At 62.0% G+C, this 19,606-nt stretch carries 17 protein-coding genes and 1 tRNA gene; 8 read left to right on the top strand and 10 right to left on the bottom strand.

The window, feature by feature from the left end; translation table 11 throughout:
- Nucleotides 1-10: 10 nt before the first annotated feature.
- The gene (cmk, locus tag SAZ10_RS29080) at nt 11-676 is read right to left on the bottom strand and encodes a (d)CMP kinase (RefSeq protein ID WP_318612951.1); all 666 of its coding nucleotides are present in this window, start codon (nt 674-676) and stop codon (nt 11-13) included.
- 248 nt (nt 677-924) lie between these two features.
- Complete coding sequence (aroA, locus tag SAZ10_RS29070; RefSeq protein ID WP_318613003.1) at nt 925-2,274, bottom strand: 3-phosphoshikimate 1-carboxyvinyltransferase; 1,350 nt, start codon at nt 2,272-2,274, stop codon at nt 925-927.
- 201 nt (nt 2,275-2,475) lie between these two features.
- Between aroA and SAZ10_RS29065 the strand changes: the two genes are divergently transcribed.
- Both SAZ10_RS29065 and SAZ10_RS29060 read left to right on the top strand, forming a co-directional pair.
- Nucleotides 2,476-2,859 (top strand): TIGR02300 family protein, encoded by a 384-nt coding sequence (locus SAZ10_RS29065; protein ID WP_318612950.1) that lies wholly within the window; start codon nt 2,476-2,478, stop codon nt 2,857-2,859.
- Between the two features lie 169 nt (nt 2,860-3,028).
- Nucleotides 3,029-3,104, top strand: a tRNA-Ala gene (locus tag SAZ10_RS29060).
- A gap of 291 nt (nt 3,105-3,395) precedes the next feature.
- On the opposite strand, the gene SAZ10_RS29055 is transcribed toward SAZ10_RS29060, so the two are convergent.
- Nucleotides 3,396-3,686, bottom strand: a complete 291-nt coding sequence (locus tag SAZ10_RS29055; RefSeq protein ID WP_318612949.1) for a hypothetical protein — start codon at nt 3,684-3,686, stop codon at nt 3,396-3,398.
- A 539-nt stretch (nt 3,687-4,225) separates the two neighbouring features.
- Between SAZ10_RS29055 and SAZ10_RS29050 the strand changes: the two genes are divergently transcribed.
- A complete protein-coding gene (locus tag SAZ10_RS29050) occupies nt 4,226-6,178 on the top strand; it encodes an acyltransferase family protein (RefSeq protein ID WP_318612948.1) in 1,953 nt (650 codons plus the stop codon).
- A 99-nt stretch (nt 6,179-6,277) separates the two neighbouring features.
- Here SAZ10_RS29050 and SAZ10_RS33660 read toward each other — a convergent pair whose 3' ends face one another.
- A complete protein-coding gene (locus SAZ10_RS33660) occupies nt 6,278-6,538 on the bottom strand; it encodes an HGGxSTG domain-containing protein (RefSeq protein WP_412535316.1) in 261 nt (86 codons plus the stop codon).
- Nucleotides 6,539-7,566: 1,028 nt separating this feature from the next.
- Here SAZ10_RS33660 and SAZ10_RS29045 point away from each other — a divergent pair.
- From SAZ10_RS29045 to SAZ10_RS29035, 3 genes are all read left to right on the top strand, one after another.
- Nucleotides 7,567-10,260 carry a polysaccharide biosynthesis/export family protein gene (locus SAZ10_RS29045; protein ID WP_318612947.1) on the top strand — a complete coding sequence of 898 codons (2,694 nt, stop codon included), beginning with the start codon at nt 7,567-7,569 and terminating at the stop codon, nt 10,258-10,260.
- Nucleotides 10,261-11,288: 1,028 nt separating this feature from the next.
- Nucleotides 11,289-11,570, top strand: a complete 282-nt coding sequence (locus SAZ10_RS29040; RefSeq protein WP_318612946.1) for a hypothetical protein — start codon at nt 11,289-11,291, stop codon at nt 11,568-11,570.
- A gap of 362 nt (nt 11,571-11,932) precedes the next feature.
- Nucleotides 11,933-12,367: an OsmC family protein gene (locus tag SAZ10_RS29035; RefSeq protein ID WP_318612945.1), complete on the top strand. Its 435-nt coding sequence runs from the start codon at nt 11,933-11,935 to the stop codon at nt 12,365-12,367.
- Between the two features lie 57 nt (nt 12,368-12,424).
- Here the strand turns inward: SAZ10_RS29035 and SAZ10_RS29030 are convergent, their stop codons facing one another.
- Nucleotides 12,425-12,676 carry a hypothetical protein gene (locus SAZ10_RS29030; protein ID WP_318612944.1) on the bottom strand — a complete coding sequence of 84 codons (252 nt, stop codon included), beginning with the start codon at nt 12,674-12,676 and terminating at the stop codon, nt 12,425-12,427.
- A gap of 302 nt (nt 12,677-12,978) precedes the next feature.
- On the opposite strand from SAZ10_RS29030, the gene SAZ10_RS29025 reads away from it, so the two are divergent.
- Both SAZ10_RS29025 and SAZ10_RS29020 read left to right on the top strand, forming a co-directional pair.
- Nucleotides 12,979-13,905, top strand: coding sequence for a heme o synthase (locus SAZ10_RS29025; protein WP_318612943.1), 927 nt, complete (start codon nt 12,979-12,981; stop codon nt 13,903-13,905).
- 503 nt (nt 13,906-14,408) lie between these two features.
- Nucleotides 14,409-15,209, top strand: a complete 801-nt coding sequence (locus SAZ10_RS29020) for a DUF2189 domain-containing protein (RefSeq protein ID WP_318612942.1) — start codon at nt 14,409-14,411, stop codon at nt 15,207-15,209.
- Nucleotides 15,210-15,363: 154 nt separating this feature from the next.
- Here the strand turns inward: SAZ10_RS29020 and SAZ10_RS29015 are convergent, their stop codons facing one another.
- From SAZ10_RS29015 to ctaD, 5 genes are all read right to left on the bottom strand, one after another.
- On the bottom strand, nt 15,364-15,837 hold the full coding sequence (locus SAZ10_RS29015; protein ID WP_318612941.1) for an aminoacyl-tRNA deacylase: 474 nt from the start codon (nt 15,835-15,837) through the stop codon (nt 15,364-15,366).
- Between the two features lie 115 nt (nt 15,838-15,952).
- Nucleotides 15,953-16,345: a cytochrome C oxidase subunit IV family protein gene (locus tag SAZ10_RS29010; RefSeq protein ID WP_318612940.1), complete on the bottom strand. Its 393-nt coding sequence runs from the start codon at nt 16,343-16,345 to the stop codon at nt 15,953-15,955.
- 9 nt (nt 16,346-16,354) lie between these two features.
- Nucleotides 16,355-17,071: a heme-copper oxidase subunit III family protein gene (locus SAZ10_RS29005; protein WP_318612939.1), complete on the bottom strand. Its 717-nt coding sequence runs from the start codon at nt 17,069-17,071 to the stop codon at nt 16,355-16,357.
- A 13-nt stretch (nt 17,072-17,084) separates the two neighbouring features.
- Nucleotides 17,085-17,789, bottom strand: coding sequence for a cytochrome c oxidase subunit 3 (locus SAZ10_RS29000; protein WP_318612938.1), 705 nt, complete (start codon nt 17,787-17,789; stop codon nt 17,085-17,087).
- The gene (gene ctaD, locus SAZ10_RS28995; protein ID WP_318612937.1) at nt 17,786-19,555 is read right to left on the bottom strand and encodes a cytochrome c oxidase subunit I; all 1,770 of its coding nucleotides are present in this window, start codon (nt 19,553-19,555) and stop codon (nt 17,786-17,788) included. Before ctaD ends, SAZ10_RS29000 begins: the two co-directional genes overlap by 4 nt.
- Nucleotides 19,556-19,606: the final 51 nt, after the last annotated feature.

Below are 19,606 nucleotides of genomic sequence, written 5' to 3'. Positions count from 1 at the left end.
AGCATCGCGATCAGCCGGTGTGTCGGGCCTTGTCCCGGGCAGCGACGGCATCTTCCACGATCGCCTTGGCCGCCTGAAACGCGGCTTCTATAGACATTTCGGAAGTGTCGAGCAAGTGCGCATCGGCGGCGGGCTTCAAGGGCGAATCCGCGCGTCCGGTATCGCGCTCGTCACGCCGCCTGATGTCGGCAAGTATCTCGGCGAGATCGGCCCTGCCACCACGGGATTCGATGTCGCGCAGGCGCCGCGCGGCACGCACCTCGGCGCTCGCCGTTATATAAAGCTTGGCGTCGGCAGCGGGCAGGACCACCGTCCCGATATCGCGGCCGTCGAGCACGGCGCCCGCCGGCCCCGCGGCAAAGCCGCGCTGCTTCTCGACCAGGATGCGCCGCACCTCGGGGATGACCGCGACACGGGAGGCCGCATCGGCCACCTCATGCGCCGACAGAAGCTCGCGGTCCAGACCGGAAAGATCGACAAGCCGGGCCGCCTCGATCGCATGCGCCTCATCGTCCAGCGGCCAGCCCCTGGTGACGAGCATATGCGCGACCGCGCGATAGGTGAGCCCGGTGTCGAGATAGGGAAGGTGGTAGTAGTCGGCGAGCCGGCGCGCCAGCGTGCCCTTGCCGGAAGCGGCCGGGCCGTCGATGGCGATAGTGAGGGGGGTGACTGTCAAGATGCCCCCTCGTTTGAGGTAGTCAGCCGATCGCTACCCGGTGACCGGCGGTGCTCTGTGGCGCCCCCCTCTGTCCTGCCGGACATTCCTCCCACAAGGGGGGAGATTGGGCCGTCATTGGCGGTTTCGCCAATCGTCGGCGCCGATGGAGAAGAGCCGGCATCGAAGCTGGCAATCTCCCCCCTTGTGGGGGAGATGTCCGGCAGGACAGAGGGGGGCAACGTGGGCTGCAACATCAACCAGAAAGCCTATTCGACCACCTCAATCTCCGCCCCCAGCCCCGCCATGAGCCCCATGAACTCCGGGAAACTCGTCGCGATCATCGCCTGGTCATCTATGGTGACCGGCTTCTCCGTCGCCAGCCCCAGGACCAGGAACGCCATGGCGATGCGGTGATCGAGATGCGTAGCAACCGTTCCGCCACCCAGCGCCTTGCCGCCCGGTTGGCCGCGAAGAGAGAGCCAGTCCTTGCCCTCCGTGCAGTCGACGCCGTTCACCTTGAGGCCGGCTGCGGTCGCCGCGAGGCGGTCGGATTCCTTGACGCGCAGTTCGTCGAGCCCTTGCATGAGCGTCTCGCCCTCGGCGAAGGAGGCCGCGACGGCAAGGACCGGATATTCGTCGATCATCGAGGGCGCGCGCGGCGCCGGGACGGTGACGCCCTTCAGCTCCGAGGCGCGCACGCGCAGGTCGGCGACATCCTCGCCGCCGGCATTGCGCCGATTGAGCACCTCGATGTTGCCGCCCATCTCCTGCAGCGTCAGCAGGAGCCCGGTGCGGGTCGGGTTCATCAGCACGTTTTCGATTGTGATGTCGGAGCCCGGCACCACGAGGGCTGCGACCAGCGGAAAACCGGCAGAGGACGGGTCGCCCGGCACCGCGATGGTCTGGCCGGTCAAGCTCCCCTGCCCTTCGATGCGGATCTGGCGCACGCCGTCCTTGTCCGTCTCCACCTCGAGATTGGCGCCGAAGCCCTTCAGCATCTTCTCCGTGTGGTCGCGCGTCATGACCGGCTCGATGACAGTGGTGATGCCCGGCGTGTTGAGGCCGGCGAGCAGCACGGCGGATTTCACCTGCGCCGACGCCATCGGCACGCGATAGGTGATCGGCGCGGTCTGCCTAGGTCCACGCAGCGTGAGCGGCATGCGGTCGCCCTCCGCGGCCTTCAGCACCTGCACGCCCATCTCGCGCAAGGGGTTGAGCACACGGCCCATCGGCCGCTTCGACAGGGAGGCGTCGCCGATGAAGGTCGTCTCCATGTCATAGGCGCCGACCAGGCCCATGGTGAGGCGTGAGCCCGTGCCGGCATTGCCGAAATCGAGCGGGGCCTCGGGCTCGAGCAGCGCGCCGTTGCCGGTGCCGCGGATCACCCATTCGGCGCCACGCTTCTCTATATTGGCCCCCATCGCCCGCATGGCCGCGCCGGTGCGCATCACATCCTCGCCCTCGAGCAGGCCGGAAATCCGCGTCTCGCCCGAGGCGAGCCCGCCGAACATCATGGAGCGGTGGGAGATCGACTTGTCGCCGGGAACGCGCGCAACGCCGGCCAGAGGCGGCGAGCGGCGCGCTGTCGCGGGTACTGCCTCTTCAGCGTGCGACATCATTTCATCCTTCCGAGATTGATTTCGGGCGTGCCAGGCCCCAATTGTCGGCCGGTCTCCTATCATGGGTTTTCACGCCGGTCATCCCTTCACGGGATGTGGACCGCCCCAGCTGAAAGGGCTGCTTTTGCGCCTTTTTTTGGCTTTGACACCCATTCAATCTGCGATTAAGGGGACCAAACTTTTTCGACGAGGCAAAAAGTGGCAAAACCCGAGCTTGGCATAAAGCGCATCGACCCCGAGACGGGTCGGAAATTCTACGATCTGAACAAGGATCCGATCGTATCGCCCTATACGGGCATCTCCTACCCGCGTTCTTACTTCGAAAGCGGCTCCTCGAACTCGATCGAGGAAGAGGAAGAGGTGGAGCAGAAGGAGCTCGACGCCGAGGAGGAAGGCCCGGAGATCGTCACGCTCGAAGAGGCCGACGAGGAATCGAAGGGCGACGACGTGCCGGACATTGACGACGATGTCGACGTAGACCTCGGCGACGATGATGACGACACCTTCCTCGAGGAAGAGGAAGAGGAAGACGACGACGTCTCCGGCATCATCGGCGTGGGCGACGACGAAGACGAGGTTTGAGCCGGCAGACGGCACGACCTGACGCTACTTTCACCCCGCGCCAAAATCAGCATGGCGCGGGGCTTGATATTCAAAAAGGGCGGGGTTAGAAGCCGCCCACGAACGGAGCGGCGGCGACGCCTCTCCGGACCTCTTCGCCGGAAACGGCGCCGGCTTGAAGGCCGGGCGTGGGGCCATAGCTCAGTTGGGAGAGCGCTTGAATGGCATTCAAGAGGTCAGGGGTTCGACTCCCCTTGGCTCCACCAGTTTCACTCTATCGTTCTGATATGATTAGGGAATCTGGAACTTACCTGTTCCATCCCCACCTATCTCCCCACTTGAACGCACCGCACTGCCCGTTGGGCAGGCAAGGGGCTTGACTTTTTGTGACGCCCGCCTGGCGCTGTTTGAGGAAGGCCTCCCCGAGGCCCGCGGCAACATACCCAAGGCGAAGGCACAAGACCCCGAAAAAAGCGGGGAGCCTCAGCTGGAGAGCTGGCCCCATGATACTCAGCTGGAGTGCTGGCCCCATGATAAGCAAGGTGTTGCCGCGGTAGTCACTGCACCGTCACGCGTTCGGGCGCCCACATGTTGCCAATACCCGACTCGCCGTCAGCCTCACGTCCAATGAGCGCAGCAAGCCGCTCGCGCCGCTCGACTTGCACAAGGCCACGCAAGTCCTGGCCGTCCAAAAAGAGTAGATCGAAGGCGACGAAGACGAGCCGCTGAAGATCCGACGAAAGGGCCGCGCGGAACGCGTCGATGGTGGGCCGGCCATCCCTTTCGAAGTCTATAACTTCGCGGTCGATTATTGCGCTTTTGACAGCCAGGCCGGCTGTTTCCGGCACCCCAACAGGGCTATTTAAATATGCCTAAGCCCTCGATCTGAATGCCTAACCCTTTGATACTTCAGCCGAAGACGAACTGACTGGTATCTTACGCTGTACCGGGCCTATCACCCTATGACCCGCACGCACACGCCCGCGTGTGTGAGTGGCAAAAATGTCCAGTATGCTAAGACCCCAAGGGGGTGGAAGCTAAGCCGCTGGAGAACCTTAATAATGGCAATTCCCCCCTTTCGCCCTCTCGCGTGTTGATGCGCGGAAAATCTTCGCTCATGGGGTCTTAGTTTCGCTACTGTTTTCAGCCATTAAAAATTATACCGTCGCGACCGGATTCACTGGCATGCAACACCAGCGCGCGACAAGACGGCGTATCTGATCATCTCGGGCGATCAGAAGGCGCTTTGTTCCAAGCTCGTTCAACTTGGATGCGATTTCTTCCTGCCGCTGCCGTTCTTTGCATTTACGAACATATGACACCGCGCTTGAATTCTCTTGTCTCCTGTGCTTTGAACCACAGCCGGGGCCGGCCGCAAGCAAATTGAATGAAATATCGCCCGGATATCGATGGACTGCGTGCAGCCGCAGTTTTGTCAGTGCTTCTTTATCATCTGGGTTTTAGAGGCTTTACCGGTGGCTTCGTTGGCGTCGATGTCTTCTTTGTCATCTCCGGCTATCTAATAACAGGCATCATCAAGGCTGACTTGGAGGGTGGCGTCTTTGATTTTGCCAATTTCTACGCCCGCCGTGCGCGCCGACTTCTTCCAGCCTTGTTTACGACGATTGGCCTCTCCTCGGTCATCGCAATCGTGCTGTTCACTCCCGAGCATCTTCAGGCCTATGCCGGCAGCGCGCGCGATGCCGCACTCGGCGTTTCCAACATCCGATTTTGGAGGGAAAGCGACTACTTCGATATTTCGGCACGGCTGAAACCGCTCCTTCACACGTGGTCGCTGAGTGTCGAATGGCAGTTCTACGCGCTCTGGCCGGCCTTTATCGTTCTGGGGTTTGTCTTGTGGCGTCGCGGGCTGCCTTGGCTGATCCTAGCCGGGGGCTTCTTGAGCCTGCTTGCCAACCTTGCGTTCGAAGACGGCGATGTGGCTGGCCTCGGCCACACGTTCCTCGGGCCGTACATCGCCGATGGTAGGGCGACGATTTTCTACAACATGCCGTTCCGCGTCTTCGAATTTGCCTGTGGGGCGCTTCTTCTCTGGCTGCGGCCACTGCGGAATCAGATTGCTCAGGAAGTAATCTTGCTTGTCGGTCTGGTCGGTATTGCCTATGCCGTGATGTACTTCAGAGCGAACATGTTGTTTGACCCATTGAATTCCCTGCTTCCGTGCACGGGCGCGGCGCTGGTGATCTTTGGTGGACAGGCGCGGCTCGGGGGATGGTTACTCAGAAATCCGATTTCGGCCTATATCGGACGGATCAGCTATTCGATTTACCTCGTTCACTGGCCCTTGATCGTATTCACCGAGTATTTCCAGTTCGCTCCGCTCACTCGCGCGCAGGCCACTGTCCTTGCCGGACTGTCGATCGCTCTCGCAGCCGCCATGTACAGCGCCGTCGAGGTGCCATTTCGCACGGGCCCCGCGTCCTTCGCACGATATGTTGCACTCGCATTGTGCGTGTCGGTTGCGGCAATGCTCACTGTGCCGGCCAGCCGTGTCGCCGCCAGCACTTTCGATATGCGAACCAAGCACACCAGCGGTCAGCGGCTAGAAGATATGACGACCAAAGTTTCGAGACTCGCCCGGGGCAGCATCGGATGCGATGAGCCCTGCGAATTCGGCACGTCCGGCAGGCCGAATGTGTTAGTCGTCGGCGACTCCCACGTCGATCAGTACACTAAGGCGCTGGACATGCTTGCCGGGTCGCGCGTGCATTTCTTGCTCGCATATTCGCCCTCCTGCTTTTTCGGCGCAAGCATGACCAGCGTGAGTCCAGTCTCTGACAAGCTCACTCGCAGATGCGACCGAGCAAGAGCGACTCTGGAGGAATGGCAAAAGACTAAGACATACTCCAACATCATCGTCGGGCAGCTTTGGTCTGGTTATTGGTATTCTCTCCACAGGGACGGTATTGCTGTCAAATTTGAAAATCCCGATGCGTTCTACGATGCCATTTTACAAGATATCGGAAATAGGTATGCAGGCTTTACCGGTCGGATTGTATTCTTGGGAAGAGCACCCGATACAAACTTGGCGTGCTACGACCGGCCGAACTACCTCGAATTGCCATGTCCGGCCCCAAATCTGGATGAGTTTCCGGTGTTCCAACGGGCCTTCGAGCGGTTTGCCGCATCCACTAAGCTCGACGTTTCATTGGTCAATCCTGTCGACACGATTTGTCCCAACGAGCACTGCCGACTGGCCGATAAAGACGGGCATGTCCTCTACACAGATGTGAATCACCTCTCTGTCTACGGCGCCGAAGAGATAGTTCCCCAAATTCTTCGCGCTATGATTGCGAAGCCAGTAGGGTCCAATCAGTAGATTAGTCTTGAGTTTGGTATCGTCAGTTGGGCGACGTTCGGCAGCGCACCACGATGCCTCGCTCCCTAGCGACGGCCTCCTATAGTTTCGCCTCTGTTTTCAGCGGCTAAAAATATATCGGCGCAACCGGATTCCGCGGGCATGCAGTGCCATCGGTGCCAGCGTGCTGATGCGCTCCCGGCCTTCGAGAGTCTTCGGCCAGGTCGATAGCCCCCCATGCAAACGGCATCGCTTCTTGCCGGGTACTGTGCGATTCTTGCAGGGTGTGCCGGTTCGCGTTTTGGCGCCGCAAATCTTCTGAGCCTTTGAAGCGGCTGGAACATGGATCGGCGATAAAACGGATTCGACGGTGATCCGCACGGCCGCGCTGCCTTGAGAAATTTGCAAGGAGCGTGGCCGCCTATCGGCCCCTCCTGCCTTTCCAGTATTTGACCGTTTTGGGGTGAACTTCGGCCCGCCTCGCCAATTCCTTCTGAGACCACTTGGCTGAACGACGCATTGCCACGAGGCGCGGGCCGGTCACGGGGGGAAAATGGATTGCGGGCTATTACTGGAGCCGCGCCGCAGAGTGATCGGGCAAATTCCCGGCTACGAGTTCGCTAAATGCTTCGACCGCCTTCCATAGAAGATCCTGCCCATGGCGTGCATGAGCCCGGCGTGCTGTTCATCTCCATTCCGCCGAGCCGCCTCACTGGCTTGGTGGCAGCCGCGCGCGAACACGATGAAATTCAAAAGGTCTGAGCCCGTCAGCGACTTTGCGGTGACACCTGGCAAAGCAGGTCTTCTATCTCCTTGTCTGGATTCTGCCGAGAGCTGTTCACCATGCGCTGTTCAACAGTGCAGAGAATGTCTGTCATCCTCGAAATGCTAACGCGGTATGAATGCAATTGATCCTCGCCCGGCCAGTTCTCAAGCTCGCGCACCGAACGGCCTGCCGGGATATGGCCCGCGCCACCTGTGAAAGCCCAACGAATTCCGCCTCGCGCGGTTGCGCGTGGCTGAGCGAGGATCGGGCGAGGAAACATCCACGCACAACATCTTACGTGATCCGATGCGGCGCGGATAGTTGACCACACGGTTTCGTGACCTAGCTACCCCTCCAGCCCAGGATGCTGTGGGACCTGTCCCGGGGAATGATCTGCGCGGAGTGATCTGTGCGGCTGGAGGACGCTCGGGACGTTAACATGCGAGACTGCAAATCGGGTTGTCGCAATCTTGTGCTGTCAAGGGCGCCAAGGGCGCGCGACCACGACACGTTCAAAACTCATCTCCCGCGAAATGTGATCCGCACCGCACTATCTTGCTTACGCGTCGGGTGTGTCCGGAAGCCGCTGCGCACTGTTCGGCCGAATGCGCTGGGGCTCATTCAGTTCTGCCTCTTTCTGACGTTGCTCGGATCCCCGGAGATCGGCCACTGCGCGGACGCAGACACCCACCTTCGCTCTAACGATACGATCGAACTCCACATCACCCTGCCCGACCGAGCCGCGCCGTCCGACTACGTGCTGGCCGTCTCAAGGCTAAACGGAGCATTCACGATCGACAAGGCCGGGACGCTCAACCTTCCGGTTATAGGTCCCGTTCCGGCAGCGGGTCTGCGGGACTTCGAGCTGGCGGGGCAGATTGCCAGCCGTTTCCAGAACGGAAGCGGTATCCGTGCGGAGGTTACCGTCGAACGGCAGGGGGCGCCCACGGCTGCGGATCGCCTCGATGGCGACAAGCACGCGCCGGCACCGCAAGAGGACGTCAGCGGCCAGGCACCAGATCCCGCTCTCCGGCAAGCGCTGGAGCGGGAGCGGGCGGCGCGGCAGGCGCTCGACGCCATGCGCCGTGCCGCCTACAGCGCGGGTGCGCAAATGCGGGCGATCTCCGAGAGCAAGACTGCGCAGGAACATGCCCTGGAAGAGCAGCGGCAGAAAGCCGAAGGGCTGGCGAGAGATCTGAAAACCGCGCGATCGGAAGTCGAACGCTTGAAAGCCGAAGCCGTTCGAGCCCACCAGGAAGCCGCGGCTTCGCTGGCCGAGACCAGGCGCGGGCTTGACGAGGAACGGCAAAAGCGCGGGCGCCTCGAACAAGATCTCGCCGCGGCACGGCGGTCAATCGATGATTTGCAGGCGAATGCTGCGCGCGCGGCAACCGAGCAGGCCACCGCCGCGAAAAATCACCAAACCGGCGAAGCCTCGCTGGCGGAAACGAAGCAAGCGCTTGACGAGGAGCGGCAAAAGAACGGGCGCCTCGAAGACGATCTCGCGGCGGCGCGCCGGTCGCTCGCGGATCTGCAGGCAAATGCTGCGCGGGCTGCAGCCGAGCAGAACGATGCAGTGAACAGCCGGCAGGCCGGCGAGGCCTCGCTGGCGCAGATGAAGCAAGCCCTTGACGAGGAGCGGCAGAAGAGCGGGCGTCTCGAGCACGACCTTGAAGCTGCCCGCCAGTCGAACGCCGATTTGCAGGCGGCCGCTACTGCCAATCGGGACGATGCCGCCAGGAGCCAGCAGGCGGCCGAGGCTTCGCTGGCCCAGACGCAGCAGGCGCTTGACGAGGAGCGGCAAAAGAGCGGACGTTTGGAGCGCGAACTCCAGACCGCGCGCCGGTCGATCGCCGATTTGCGGACGGCCGCTGCAGCCGATCGGACCGATGCCGCCAGAAGGCGGCATGCCGGCGAGGCCTCGCTGGCTCAGACGAAGCTGGCGCTTGACGAGGAGCGGCAAACCAACGCTCGCCTGCAGCATGATCTTGCAACCGCACGCCAATCAGCCGCGGATTTGGAGACCGAAGCTGCCAAGAGCCGGCAGGCTGGCGATGCATCGCTCGCGAAGGCGCAGCAAGCGCTTCAAGAGGAAAGGCAAAAAAGCGGACAGCTCGGACATGACCTCGAAGCTGCCCTCCGGCAACGCGACGGAGCACAGGCCGCAGGAGAAGAAGCGGCCAAGATTGGGGCGGCATCGCGCGAAGCGCTGGAGAAGGAGCGCGACAAGGCCGCGGGTCTAGCCCATGATCTCGCCGCGGCTCGCCAATTGATCGAGGAATTGCGGGCGAACGCGGCGCAGGCTGCTGCCGAGCAAGCCGAATCTGCCAAAAGCCGACAGGCTGGTGATGCGTCACTAACGCAGACACGGCAAGCTCTAGACGAGGAGCGGCAAAAGAGCGCCCGCCTTGAAAAGGATCTCGCTGCGGCGCGCCGGTCGATCGAGGATTTGCAGGCCAATGCTGCGCAGGCTGCGGCCAGCCAGACCGATGCCGCCAAGAGCCGGCAGGCTGGCGATGCGTCGATGGCGAAGACGCGGCAAGCTCTCGACGAGGAGCGGCAAAAAAACGCTCGCCTTGAACAGAATCTCACTGCGGCGCGCCGGTCCATCGAGGATTTGCAAGCCAATGCTGCGCAGACCGCAGCCAACCAGACTGATGCCGCCAAGCGCCGGCAGGCTGACGAGGCGTCGATGGCGAAGACGCGGCAAGCTCTCGAGGAGGAGCGGCAAAAGAGCACCCGCCTGGAACAGGATCTCGCTACGGCGCGCCGGTCGATCGAGAATTTGCAGGCCAATGCTGCTCGGGCCGCAGCCGGGCAGGCCGATGCCGTCAAGAGCCGGCAGGCCGGCGAGGCTTCGTTGGCAGAGACGAGGCAAGCGCTCGGCGAGGAGCGGCAAAAGATCGCCAGCCTCGAACGTGATCTGGATGCTGCTCGCCGGGAGCGCGACGGAGCAATGGCGGCAGGCGAGGAAGCAACCAGAGCCGCGGCCCTGTCGCGCGATGCTTTGCAAGGAGAGCGCGACAGGGCCAATGGTCTGGCCCGCGATCTCGCTTCGGCGCGCGAGGAAAATCGGAGCCTCAAGGCTCGTGGCGAGCGCTACACTGCGAGCATAGAGCGTGAGCCCAACCCAGATAATACGGCCAGCCAGCCGGAAGCACCTGCAAGCGCACCCGTCCCAACGCCGGCCCCTCGAGCGGAGCCGCGAACAGTCCGCGAAGTCCAACTTCGCGAATTGACGCAGCCCGCTCGCAAGCCGCAGCCCGCTCGCAAGAAATCGATCATGTTGCCCCAAGGCTTGGTTCCAAGACGACCGCCAGCCGACAGCCCCCTGTAGCCAAGGCCGGACCGCATGGACGCTTTCTTGACTCGACCGGCGAGCAGAAAGGAAATCGGATGCGCAAGTCTATCGCTTTCACATTGTTGATTGCAGTCGCCACGGGAGCTGCGGTGGCCATCGAGGGCGCGTCCACGGACTTCAGTGCGCGCGCCGCATCGTCCGGTCATGGCGGCGGTGGCGGAGGTCACTCCAGCGGGAGCGGTGGAGGGCATTCCGGCGGTGGCGGAGGTCACTCCAGCGGGGGTGGCGGGGGGCACTCCAGCGGAGGTGGCGGAGGGCACTCCAGCGGGGGCGGCGGTGGCGGAGGCAGATCGTCCGATCACGGCGGGGGGCATTCAGGTCAAGGGAATGGTGGCGGCGGCAGATCGGCCGGTGGTGACAGCTCCGCCTCGGGCAATGGGGCCAGATCGTCCGGCGGCGACAACTCCGTCTCGGGGAATGGGCCGGGCGCGAGATCCTTCGGTGTCGACAGCTCCCCCTCGGGCAATGGGGTAGGAGCTGGAGCGTCCGCTGGCGACAGTTCCGGCTCGGCCGGGTCGCCAAATGGCGACCCCGGTTCTCCCGATCCGGGAAATGGCGCGGGGGCAGGATCGTCCAATGGCGACGCCGGTCACCCCAATGCGGGAAACAGCGCAGGAGCCGGAGCGTCCAACGGCGATGCCAGTCACTCCAACTCTGGAAATCACGCGGGCGCCGGATCCAATGGCGATGTCGGTCCCTCCACTTCGGGAAACAGTGCCGGCGCCGGGGCGTCCGAGGGCGACAACTCCGCTCAGGGTGCTAGCGCGGGGGCAGGCTCGTCCGGGGATACTCCAGAAAATAGCGCAGGAACTTCTTCCCCGGGAAATAGTACGGGAGCTTCTTCCCCAGTACCGAAGCCCGACGGCCCCGTCGCGCAACCCAGCGCAGCACCGCCCCCAGAAGATCCGCCCCCTGCAACGCCGTCGACAACCCCTCCGAAGAGCTTCGCCGGAGGTGGACGCGACATCGAGCTGCCGCAAAGCCTCCGGCCTGAGGATGGGACTTTGACCTATGGTTATCCAATGCAGGCCGCACTGAACCCGATACCGGGCACTCCCGACGCCGTCGTTCGCGCCTGCATCGAGGCGATTACGACAGCCGCAAGGCCTTATGGCGTCGTGCATGTGGACGCCGCCAGTTCTGGTCCGCTGCGTGCCCGGCGCCGCGGCGCCGTTGCACCACTCCAGGTGCGCGTGCAGTATGCAAGGCAAGGAGGCGTCGAGGTGCGCCAGTCGCAAGTAGGCTGTCGCCTCGATGCCGCCGGCGAAGTTGTCGGGCTAAGCTAGGCAGAACACGTTCAGGAGCCATCGCTCTGGTCGGGCGTGTCGTGGCCCTGCATCCCAAGCACCGGCCCAGCCGATTGTGGCCATGCCACTGCGTCCCGGAGAGGTTGCCGAGACGGCACCCAGGCTCCTGGCCGCCCCCAGCGTCAGGCCGGGCCGCCACGCGCCGTGATGCTCGGCCGTAACTTGCCCGGCTTGTCCCCGCCCATGTAGAGAGCGTCAGATGGGGAGACGGCATCTCGATTCCGCGCTCCTCATATAGGGCTGGCTTATTCAGGTCGAATTACCTGATGAATGCAACGCCCAGCATTGCCGAGCGCAGTGGGGCTGGAAGGACAATCGATGCAGACGAGGAGACGACGTCGATGAAGGCACGGATCAAATGGGTGGAAGACCGGACGTTTGTTGGCCAGTCCGGTAGCGGACATAAGCTAGTGTTCGGAACCGCCCATGGAACCGAGGGCGCAACGCCGGGACCAAGCCCTATGGAACTCGTGCTGATGGGCACAGGCGGCTGCTCGGCCTTCGACGTAGTCCATATCCTCGAAAAGGGCCGCGAGTCGGTCGATGATTGCGTGGTCGAGCTGGACGCCGAGCGTGCCGAAAAGGACCCGAAGGTGTTCACGCGCATCCATATGCATTTCGTGGTCAAGGGCCGAGGGCTGGCGCCCGGGAAGGTGCAGCGAGCGATCGAGCTGTCGATCGAGAAGTACTGCTCAGCATCGGCAATGCTCGCGAAGACGGCCGCGATCACGCATGACTTCGAAGTCGTCGACACGAGTGAGAAGGCGGGCTCTTAACCGGGCGATTCTAGGGCGCTGCGAGAGGTGATCCTCGAGGTTTTCCGACGGTCTTTCTCAGGGATCGTAGCGCTTTTCATACATATTCCATGAAAGCTCTACCAACGCGAGAAGAACATCTTCCTCGTTCCAGCCTACCGCTACCGCCGATTGTACAATTTCATGCACGACAGGAAGCAATTGTTGTTCGCATTCAGTGAGCAAATCGAGGGCGGCATCACCTGTCGGCGGACCACCGAATTCGAAACTTGCCATAGAAACCCCAATTCCCCGTTTTTTGTATTTCGGTCCTTTTGAACCGGTTTCCATATAAAATAGCCGCAAGAAGAAACATAGCGGCTTTGCGCAGGCTGATAACGGAAGCACGTCGGAGAGCGCCTCAACTGAAGCTTTTCTCTTCGTTTTGTCGACACCAGTCGCCGCGTCTTGTGCGACACACGTCGCGTTTCGTTCGGGATGCCGGCAATCCGTGCAGAGGTTGCCGCCATTCGTGCATCTCAGGCGGGCACAGCTACAGGCTGTGGATCAGTGCGGGCGTGCCGCCACGTTGCAAATGCGCTGCGGGCTGGATAGGCTGCCGCCGTAGCCTGTGGTCCGGAAGTGCTCAGGAAGTGCTGATCGGGAAACGTCGCCTCAGTGACATTGACGTCGCCCTCTCCGGTGCGACGCTGTCCGATCTCTTCGCCCTCATGAAGCCACGCGTGATGGCGCTTGCCGTCTTCACAGCCTTCGTCGGCATGGTGTCGGCGCCCGGTGTGCTCAATCCGGCCGTTGCGATGGTCGCGATCGCCGCTATTGCGCTCGGTGCCGGAGCAGCCGGTGCGCTCAACATGTGGTACGATATGGATATCGACGCGATGATGTCGCGCACGTCGCAGCGGCCGCTCCCGTCGGGTCGAGTGACGTCTGAAGAAGCCCTCAACTTCGGACTGCTCACCGCCACCGTTTCCGTCATGCTGCTCGAAATGCTGGCTGGATGGCTCGCCGCGTCGCTGCTCGCCTTCACGATCTTCTTCTATGTCGTCGTCTATACGATGTGGCTGAAGCGCTCGACCCCGCAAAACATCGTCATCGGGGGGGCCGCCGGTGCCTTGCCGCCGGTCGTCGGCTGGGCGGCGGCCGCCAACGGCGTCGGGATCGAGAGCCTCGTGCTCTTCCTGATCGTCTTCCTGTGGACGCCGCCGCATTTCTGGGCGCTCGCGCTGTTCAAGGTCGGCGACTATGCCCGGGCAGGCATTCCGATGATGCCGAACGTCGCGGGCGAGGCTTCCACCCGCAGACAGATCTTCGCTTACTCGCTGCTGCTTGCGCCGGTCGGTGTGCTCCCCTGGGTCCTGGGTTTTGCAAGCGCCTTCTACGGGTTTGCTTCAGCGGGTCTTGGCGCCGGCTTCATCTGGCGGGCATGGAGGGTGCTGATCGCGTCCGGTGTGGACAAGAGAGGAGCCAAGGCGCTGTTCGCCTACTCGATCCTATATCTATTCGCGATTTTTGCCGCGCTGCTCATCGACACGATCGCGACGCGTGCGCTGACCTCGTGATTTGGTTCGCCCCGCCTCGATCCTAGTGAGGCGGGCATCACAGGCGTCATTTGTCTGTCAGGCGGCATGCCCGCGGACTGCGACGGCCCCGTACAAAGGCCGATCAGAAACAGGACCATCATGCCGATGCCTAGCAAGAGCAACGTTTTCACGTCCATGGTATGACCTTAACGCCCGAGCCCAGATCAACGTATAGAATAAGATCTGTGGGAGCTATCGCGCCAGGACGCGGCATATCCCCGCAAGGCTGGAGCAGGTTGCATTGGAGCGGAGCCATTCACTCCGCTTCAGCACTTGTCATGGCCGCGGGATTGTGTCGGAAACTCTGCAACTCTTTGCCGCGCTGACCTTCAGTTCGGAATCTTGTTCTCCCCCGGGTGGCAAATCCCACGCAGAGGAGTATGCTGATGTGGCTAAAGGTCGCGGTTTTGCGTGACCTATCACGCTGAACGGCAGAACCATAAGCCGCGACCCAACTGGACCCGGTCTAGGAGGAGTGGTCAATGGCAAGCTTTCACGTGATTGCAGGCGCCAGCGACACGCTGGAACACATCCATGTTCGAAAGATAAGCGTTTCCGACCTCATCGACGCGTTCAAGCGTGGCGTCGACGACTTCATGGTCAAGCCGTCTCATATCGTCTTTCTTTGCCTGATCTACCCGCTCGCCGGCGTGGTGCTGGCCGCCTGGACGTCGGGCAACAATGCGCTGCCGCTGCTCTTCCCTCTGGTATCGGGCTTCGCGCTGATCGGCCCATTTGCCGCAATCGGCCTTTATGAGATCAGCCGCAGAAGAGAGCTCGGGCTCGACACCTCCTGGTCGCATGCGTTCGAAGTCAAGAACTCGCCGGCGCTGCCTTCCATCGCCGCCGTAGGGATCATGCTCTTTACGATCTTCATCGCCTGGCTGCTCGCCGCAAAACTGCTTTATCAGCAGGTGTTCGGTCTGGCTCCGCCTGCATCCTTGTCCAGTTTCCTCCACGAGGTCTTCACGACCGAGCGAGGCTGGACGCTGATCGTGCTCGGCCATGCCGTCGGCTTCGTCTTTGCGGCGGTCGTGCTCTGCACGACGGTGGTCGCCTTCCCACTGCTCCTCGACCGCGATGTTGGTGCCTATGAGGCCATCCACACATCCGTGCGCGCCGTGCTGACCAACCCGATCCCGATGTTCGTCTGGGGGTTGATCGTGGCGGTGCTCCTGATCATCGGGTCGCTCCCGGTGTTTGCCGGCCTCGCTGTCGTGCTGCCGATCCTCGGCCACGCGACCTGGCACGTCTACCGGAAGGTCGTGGAGCCGCTGCCTTAGGTGCTACTCGCCGGACGCCGGCGCTGCCCCTCACCCTCACCCTCACCCCGTGAAAAACGGGGAGAGGGGATTCCTGAGACGTTGCCGCCCCCTCTCCCCGTTTTTCACGGGGAGAAGGTAAGGGTGAGGAGCGGCGCCAACCTTTAAAGGCTTATCAGAGAGCCATGTGGCTGAAGCGGGCCCGAACGGCACCCTTTGTCAGATTGCGGAAGTCCTTACCGCTGACATGCACCAGAGTCCGGTGATCGCCGCCTTCGAAATAGACATCCTCGACGTCGTCGATGCTTTCGTCGAGGATCACGGGCACGTCGTAGGCAGCCCCGATCGGCGGAATCGCGCCAATATCGCAATCATCGAAAAGGGAGCTGACCTCGTCTTCCGAGGCGAGTCCCAGGCGCTTGTCCATGACCTCCTGCAGGGCGCCGAATTCGATCCTGTGCGTGGTGGGAACCACGGCCAGTGCATAGCCGAGCTCATGGTGCACGACCACGGATTTGGCCATCCTGCCGCCGGGTATATGCGCGGCCACGGCAGACTGCCTGCTGGTGGCCGTGCGGTGATGCGCGACGGTGTCGTAGAAGATTCCCGTCCCGTCGAGATAGTCCTTGAGCTTGTGTGCAATCGTCATCTCAGGCGCCCCTTTTGCTTAAGTGGTGACGCGTACTGACGCGAGAGGTCATTCTCCTCCCGTGGTTTTTCATGTCAACAGCAATGGCCGATCGCGGAGTTCGAACCAGCTGCCGTCAGGGACCATGCCCGAAGAAGGTGAGTCGGGTAAGCAGCGTGTAGTTCGATTCGAGCACCATCATCGTCACGAACACAAGCACCAGCACCGGCGGCACGATGATGGCATAGGCGAGCGCCAGCCGTTCCCAGGCCATGTGCATGAACACGGCGACGATCAGGCCAGCCTTCAGCAACATGAAGGCGATGATCAGCGACCATCTGAGAAGGCCCTGAAGGCCGAAATAGTCGACGAGGTAGGAGCCTGTGCTGAGGATGAACAGCCATCCCCACACCACCAGATATAGCTTGATGGGGTGCTCCTGGTGGGCATCCGTCTGCGCAATTGCGGTTGCCGATGCTGCATGCGTAGCGGCTACCTGATCGTGCCCGTGTACGACTGCTTCCGCCATGTCTGCCTCTCACCACAGATAGAAGAATGCAAAAATGAAAACCCATACGAGATCGACGAAGTGCCAATAGAGCCCCATGATCTCGACATTCTCGTAAGTGCCCCGGCGCCCCGTAAAGAAGCCGCGGCGCCCGACGTCGAAATCGCCACGCCAGGCCTTGCGCGCGGTGATCAGGAGGAAGATCACGCCGATCGTGACGTGGGTGCCATGGAAACCGGTGATCATGAAGAAGGATGAGCCGAATTGCGCTGCGCCCCACGGGTTCGACCACGGCCGCACGCCCTCCAGGATGAGCTTCGTCCATTCGAACCCCTGCATGCAGACGAAGGTCGCGCCAAGCGCCGCCGTCGCCAGCATGAGGAGCGCCGTCTTTTTGCGGTTGCGGCGGTAGCCGAAATTCACCGCCATCGCCATGGTGCCGCTGCTGGAGATCAGCACGAAGGTCATGATGGCGATCAGGATCAGAGGAATCTCCGTTCCGCCTATGTTGAGCGCGAACACTTCGCTCGGGTTCGGCCACGGTTCGCGCGTCGACATGCGCGCCGTCATGTATGAGAGCAGGAAGCAGCCGAAGATGAACGTGTCGCTCAGCAGGAAGATCCACATCATGGCCTTGCCCCAGGAGACGTTCTTGAACGCCCGCTGGTCGGAAGCCCAATCCGCGGCGACGCCCCGCAGGCCGTCGGGCCGCACGGTGCCAATGCTCGTCAGGGTCGTTTCTGCCATCCGTTGGTCCTCCCTAAGTCAACAACTGGCGGCAAATATCCACAAACCGCGCTGCCCATCCGTTCAGGAGAACGAAAAGGGCAATCCAAATGAACAGCAGGAAATGCCAATACATGGCGCATAGCTCGACCTTGAGCCGGAGCCGCCCCGTGCGCCATTCGACCGTCCAGGCAGTGAACGTCGTCACGGCGAGCGCGACCAGGCCGCCGACAATATGAAGCGCGTGCATGGCCGTGAGCAGATAGAAGAAGCTGTTGGCCGGATTGCCCGTGAGCAGATAGCCGTTGTCGACGAGTTCGCGCCACGCCATCAGCTGGCCGAGGAGAAAGCAGATCGCGGTGATGCCTGATGTGACGAGGCCGAGCCTCAACGTATCCGATTGTTGCCGGCGGGCCGCGACCAGCGCGCATTGCAGCGCCACGCTGGAGAGCGCCAGCACGCCGGTATTGAGCCAGAGGATTTTCGGAACCGGCATGGGACGCCAGTCGGAGATGCCCATGCGCATGAAATAGGCGCTGGCGGCCAGCGCGAAGAGGGCGCCGACAACCGCAAGGAAGATGCCGAGCCCCAGCTTGGCCGCCGGCATGGAGCCGGATTCGGTGCCTGGAAAGACGACTGCCCCCTGCTCCAGCCACGGCTTCGACATCAGCCTTTGCTGCGACAGCCACCAGCCGGAAATGCCGGCGATGACGGCGAGGAATACGACGATGACGCTCATCGGTGCTCCCTCGATGCCCCGTAGGATCCCGGCTCGTTCTGCGGAATGAAATCTTCCTTGGCGCCGGGCACGTTGTAGTCATAGGCCCAGCGATAGACGACCGGCAGTTCCTTGCCGAAATTGCCGTGGCCGGGCGGAGTCTCCGGCGTCTGCCACTCGAGCGAGGCAGCGCGCCACGGATTGCCGCCGGCCTCCCTGCCGTGGCGGATGCTCCAGATCAGGTTGAACAAGAACACCAGCTGGGCGAAGCCGACGATGAAGGCCATGATGCTGATGAAGGCGTTCAGCGTATGCGCCGATGCCGGGAAGATGTGCATATCGCCGATCTCGGCATAGCGGCGCGGGACCCCGATCAGTCCGAGATAGTGCATCGGGAAGAAGATCAGGTAGGCGCCGAGGAAGGAAACCCAGAAGTGGAACCTGCCGAGCGTCTCGTCCAGCATGCGGCCGGTGATCTTGGGGTACCAGTGGTAGATCGCTCCGAAGATAACCATGATCGGAGCGATGCCCATCACCATGTGGAAATGAGCGACCACGAACATGGTGTCCGAGAGCGGGACATCGACCACCACGTTGCCCAGGAACAGGCCGGTCAACCCGCCATTCACGAAGGTGACGATGAAGGCTAGCGCGAACAGCATCGGGATGGTCAGATGGATGTCCCCGCGCCACAGCGTCAGCACCCAGTTATAGACCTTGATTGCGGTCGGGACCGCGATGATCAGCGTGGTGGTGGCGAAGAAGAAGCCGAAATAGGGCTGCATGCCGCTGACATACATGTGGTGCGCCCATACGACGAATGAGAGCGCACCGATCGCAACGAGCGCCCACACCATCATGCGGTACCCGAAGATATTCTTCCGGGCATGAACGCTGATCAGGTCGGAGACGATACCGAAGGCCGGCAGCGCGACGATGTAGACCTCGGGATGCCCGAAGAACCAGAACAGGTGCTGGAACAGTATCGGGCTGCCGCCATTGGTCGGAACCTGCTCGCCCATCTCGACAATGGCCGGCATGAAGAAGCTCGAGCCCAGCGTGCGGTCGATGAGCATCATGACGCAGGCGACGAACAGCGCCGGGAAAGCGAGCAGTGCCATGACGGTCGCAGTGAAGATGCCCCACACGGTGAGCGGCATACGCATCAGCGTCATGCCGCGCGTGCGCGCCTGCAGCACCGTCACGACATAGTTCAGGCCACCCATTGTGAAGCCGATGATGAAAAGGATGAGCGAGACGAGCATCACGATGATGCCCCAGTCTGCGCCGCCAGGCGTGCCGCCCGTGATGGCCTGCGGCGGATAGAGCGTCCAGCCGGCGCCGGTCGGCCCGCCCGGCGCGAAGAAGCCGGACACCAGCACCAGTACCGCGAGCAGATAGACCCAGTAGCTCAGCATGTTGACATAGGGAAATACCATGTCCCTGGCGCCGACCATCAGCGGGATGAGGTAGTTGCCAAAGCCGCCGAGAAACAGCGCGGTGAGCAGGTAAATCACCATGATCATGCCGTGCATGGTGATGAACTGGTAGTAGGCCTCGGGCGTGATGAAGGAGAATGTATCGGGGAAGCCTAGCTGAATGCGCATCAGCCAGGACAGCACCAGGGCGACCAAGCCGATCCCCAGCGCCGTGCACGCATATTGAATGGCGATGACCTTGGCATCCTGCGAGAAGACATATTTCGTCCACCAGCTGTGCGGGTGGTAAAGATCCACCTCCGCGACTTCGGCCGGCGGGATGGCTGCGCCGTGCGTGACATCGACCATTGCAACACCTCCTGTTCAGGGGGCGGGCCGATCGTTTCAGACCTTGCCGGG

This window comes from Mesorhizobium sp. BAC0120, from assembly GCF_033542235.1.
Taxonomy (GTDB): Bacteria; Pseudomonadota; Alphaproteobacteria; order Rhizobiales; family Rhizobiaceae; genus JAWRCU01.
The sequence above is the reverse complement of the archived record's forward strand: the minus strand, read 5'-3'. Positions and strand labels throughout refer to the sequence as shown.